We start from the raw sequence: 3,488 nt of genomic DNA, 5'->3' as shown, positions 1-3,488 counted from the left end.
ATCTCGTACTTGGCGCCCACGTCGATGCCGCGCGTCGGCTCGTCGAGGATCAGGACCTCGGGGTCGGAGTGGATCCACTTGCTCAGGACGACCTTCTGCTGGTTGCCGCCGGAGAGCCTGCCCACCTGCTCGAAGACGGTGGGCGTCTTGATGTTCATCGACCTGCGGTAGCGCTCGGAGACCTGCCGCTCGTGGTGCTCGTCGACGACGCCGCGCCGCCGCATGCCGGTCAGCGAGGCCAGGGAGACATTGCGGTTGATGTTGTCGATGAGGTTGAGGCCGTACCGCTTGCGGTCCTCGGTGACGTAGGCGATACCGGCGTCGACGGCCGCGGGCACCGTCCTGGTGTCCACCGGGCGGCCGTGCACCGCCACGGACCCGGCGACGTACTGGCCGTAGGACCGCCCGAAGACGGACATCGCCAGTTCCGTGCGGCCCGCGCCCATCAGGCCCGCGATGCCGACGATCTCGCCGCGCCGGACGGTCAGCGACACGTCGTCGACGACCGTGCGCTGGTGGTCGACCGGGTGACGCACCGTCCAGCCCTCGACGGTCAGGGCGAGCTCGTCCGCGCCGTAGCCCTCGTAGGGGGTGCGTTCGGGGAAGCGGTGGTCGAGGTCGCGGCCGACCATGCCCCGGATGATGCGGTCCTCGGAGAGTTCGGCCCGCGCTCGCGGGGACCGCCGTACCGTCAGCGACTCGATGGACCGCCCGTCGCGCAGGATCGTCACCGCGTCGGTGATCTGCCGGATCTCGTTCAGCTTGTGCGAGATGACGATGCTGGCGATGCCCTGCTCGCGCAGCTCCACGATGAGGTCGAGGAGCTTCGCGCTGTCCTCGTCGTTGAGCGCCGCCGTCGGCTCGTCGAGGATCAGCAGCCGCACCTCCTTGGAGAGCGCCTTCGCGATCTCCACGAGCTGCTGCTTGCCGACGCCGATGTCGGAGACCGGTGTCTGCGGCTTCTCGCGCAGGCCCACCCGCTTGAGCAGGGCGCTCGCCCGCCGCAGGGTGTCGTTCCAGTCGATGAAGCCGTGCCTGGCCTGTTCGTTGCCGAGGAAGATGTTCTCGGCGATGGACAGCTGGGGGACGAGCGCGAGCTCCTGGTGGATGATCACGATGCCGCGGCGCTCGCTGGCCCGGATGTCCCTGAAGGCGACGGGCTCGCCCTCGAAGAGGATGTCGCCCTCGTAGCTGCCGTGCGGATGCACACCGCTGAGGACCTTCATCAGGGTCGACTTGCCCGCGCCGTTCTCCCCGCAGATCGCGTGGATCTCCCCGGGCCGCACGCTCAGCCGCACGTCGGAGAGGGCCTTGACGCCCGGGAACGTCTTGGTGATGCCCCGCATCTCAAGCAGCGGGGCGCTCACGAGAGCTGTCCCGCCGTGAAGTACCCCTCGTCGACGAGGAGCTTGGTGTTGGACTTGTCGACGCTCACCGGCTTGAGCAGGAAGGCGGGGACGGTCTTCTTGCCGTTGTTGTACGTCTTGACGTTGTTGACCTGGACCTTCTTGCCCGTCAGGACGGCGTCGCCCATCTTCACCGTCTGCTTGGCCAGCTTGCGCGTGTCCTTGAAGACCGTCTGCGTCTGCTCGCCCCGGATGATGGACTTCACCGACGCCAGCTCGGCGTCCTGCCCGGTGATGACCGGCAGCGGCTCGCTCCTCGTCCCGTATCCGGCGCTCTTGAGGGCGGAGATGATGCCGATGGAGATGCCGTCGTACGGCGAGAGCACCGCGTCCACGCGCCGGTCGCCGTAGCTCTTGGAGATCAGGTCGTCCATGCGCTTCTGCGCGGTGCCGCCGTCCCACTTCAGGGTGGTGGCCTGGGTGATCCTCGTCTGCTTGCTCCGCACGACGAGCCGACCGCTGTCGAGGTAGGGCTTCAGCACCTCCATGGCGCCGTTCCAGAAGTACTTCGTGTTGTTGTCGTCGGGGTCGCCCGCGAACAGCTCGACGGAGCGGGGGTCACCCGCGCCCTTACCGGGCTCGCCGAGCTTCAGCTTGTCGACGAGGTACTGGCCCTGGAGGCGGCCGACGCGCTCGTTGTCGAACGAGGCGTAGTAGTCGACGTTCTCCGTGCCGAGGATGAGCCGGTCGTACGAGATCACGGGGATGCCCGCGTCGTGGGCCTGCTTCAGGACGTCGGTGAGGGCCGAGCCGTTGATCGCGGCGATGACGAGCAGCCGGTGCCCCTTGGTGATCATGTTCTCGATCTGGGCGACCTGGTTCTCCACCTTGTCGTCGCCGTACTGGAGGTCGGTCTCGTAACCGGCCTTCTTGAACTGCTCCGCCATGTTCTTGCCGTCGGCTATCCACCGCTCGGAGGACTTGGTGGGCATCGCGAAGCCGATCGTGCCGCCCTTGCCGTCGTCCGGCCGGTACCGGCTGCCGCCCTTGGCCTCCTGGCCGCAGGCGGTGAGCGAGGCGGTGAGCAGCGCGGCGACGGCGGCGACGCCGAGGAGGCGGGTTCTCGTGGTGCTGCGGGTTTCGCGGGTGCGCATGGGGTCAGTCCCCTTCCGGGACGGGGAAACGGCGCAGTTCACCGGGGAGCCGCGAACCGAGCGGCGACATGCCGCCGTCCGCGCCGTGCCGGGCGAGCAGATCCAGGACGAGGCGGCCCCGCCGCACCCGCTCCCGGGCCGTGGCGAGGGCGTGCTCACGCAGATGGGCGCCGTACGGATAGATGCCGGCGGCCTTGGAGAGGCCGAACTTCACATACAGCGGGGCGCCGCGCCGGATCAGCTCGGCGACCTCGTACATCCGGACATAGCCGCCGAGGTCGTCGGGGGCCTCGACGTACATGTCCATGGGGGCCCGGCTGACCCGGCGGATCTCGGTGAGATGCGCGGGGGACAGATCGGAGGGCACATTGAGCGAGTCGGCGCCGAGCCGCTCGTACACGGCGTAGGAGGCCGGGTTCACCGGGCCGGTCAGCGCGGACAGCTTGAAGGTGGTGCCGGCGGGGAGCACTCCGGTGGCGCGCAGCCGGTGCAGCGTCCACAGCACGCCCTCGTCCGCGACGAGCAGGCACCGCACGCCGAGTTCCGTGGCGCGCACGGCGTCCTCGACGCAGCCCGCGAGCGCGTCGTGACCCCGGGCGCGCAGCCCCGCGCCCCCGGAGTCGGAGCGGGTGGAGCCGCCGATGTCCCAGGTGCCGCGCGGCCCGGTGAACAGGCAGAGCTCGATGCCGTGACCGGCGCAGGCGTCCGCCATCTCGGTGATCTCGACGTCCCGCAGCATCCAGACGCCGCTGCCCTGGCTGATCCGGTGCACCGGTACGTCGAGCCGCGCGCTCTCCTTGAGCACGGCGGCCAGCGCCTCCGGCCCCTCGACGGAGGGGATCTCGGTGCGCCACGTCCCGCCGTCGGGGAAGGTGTGGGGCGAGGCGTCGTCCGCCGCGCGGGGCGGCACGGGGTGCCCGATCCGGGCGAGAGCGTCGGCGCCGGGACGCCGGGGCAGGGAGGGGCCGGTCACGGGACTCCAATGTTC

The 3,488-nt window shown here is 69.8% G+C and carries 3 protein-coding genes; all 3 read right to left on the bottom strand.

The window, feature by feature from the left end; genetic code table 11:
* Positions 1-1,346 (bottom strand): ATP-binding cassette domain-containing protein (locus tag AB8Z36_RS32740; protein ID WP_369217019.1); only part of this gene is annotated, 1,346 nt, incomplete at its 3' end.
* 17 nt (positions 1,347-1,363) lie between these two features.
* A complete protein-coding gene (chvE, locus tag AB8Z36_RS32735) occupies positions 1,364-2,500 on the bottom strand; it encodes a multiple monosaccharide ABC transporter substrate-binding protein (protein ID WP_369217017.1) in 1,137 nt (378 codons plus the stop codon).
* A 4-nt stretch (positions 2,501-2,504) separates the two neighbouring features.
* A complete protein-coding gene (locus AB8Z36_RS32730; RefSeq protein ID WP_369217018.1) occupies positions 2,505-3,473 on the bottom strand; it encodes a hypothetical protein in 969 nt (322 codons plus the stop codon).
* Positions 3,474-3,488: the final 15 nt, after the last annotated feature.

Source organism: Streptomyces flavofungini (genome assembly GCF_041028215.1).
Taxonomy (GTDB): Bacteria; Actinomycetota; Actinomycetes; order Streptomycetales; family Streptomycetaceae; genus Streptomyces; species Streptomyces flavofungini_B.
The sequence above is the reverse complement of the archived record's forward strand: the minus strand, read 5'-3'. Positions and strand labels throughout refer to the sequence as shown.

What these genes read in the sequence shown, in the direction of transcription:
- chvE (WP_369217017.1), bottom strand. Translation starts at nt 2,500, where the DNA reads ATGCGCACCCGCGAAACCCGCAGCACCACGAGAACCCGCCTCCTCGGC.